This window comes from Bartonella sp. AA83SXKL, assembly GCF_042196965.1.
Lineage (GTDB): Bacteria > Pseudomonadota > Alphaproteobacteria > Rhizobiales > Rhizobiaceae > Bartonella.
Map to the genome: position 1 here is coordinate 371 of NZ_JBHIRG010000202.1, position 317 is coordinate 687.

At 32.2% G+C, this 317-nt stretch carries 1 protein-coding gene; it reads left to right on the plus strand.

Annotation, left to right across the window (positions count from 1 at the left end):
* Nucleotides 1–196 precede the first annotated feature (196 nt).
* Nucleotides 197–317 (plus strand): TIGR02300 family protein (locus ACFINO_RS10620; protein ID WP_375655815.1); only part of this gene is annotated, 121 nt, incomplete at its 3' end.

Genomic DNA, 317 nt, shown 5'->3' on the forward strand with positions numbered 1-317 from the left:
TTTTTTGCATAGAAGTTCTATTTAATTCTCCTGTTTTTTATTAAATAAAGTACTCTTTAGCACATGCTTTGAAAGGCGTCATGAGGAAATCCATATGAAACGATGTATTTATCTTTGACAAAGACATTATTTTTCGATTAAGCACCATAAAATTTATTTTTAATAGAACTATAATTAACTTAAAGAGGCACGGTTCATGGCAAAACAAGAACTTGGAACTAAGCGTGTTGATCCAGAAACGGGAAAGAAGTTTTATGATCTTAATCGCGACCCTATTGTGTCGCCTTATACAGGAATTTCTTATCCGCGTTCTTATT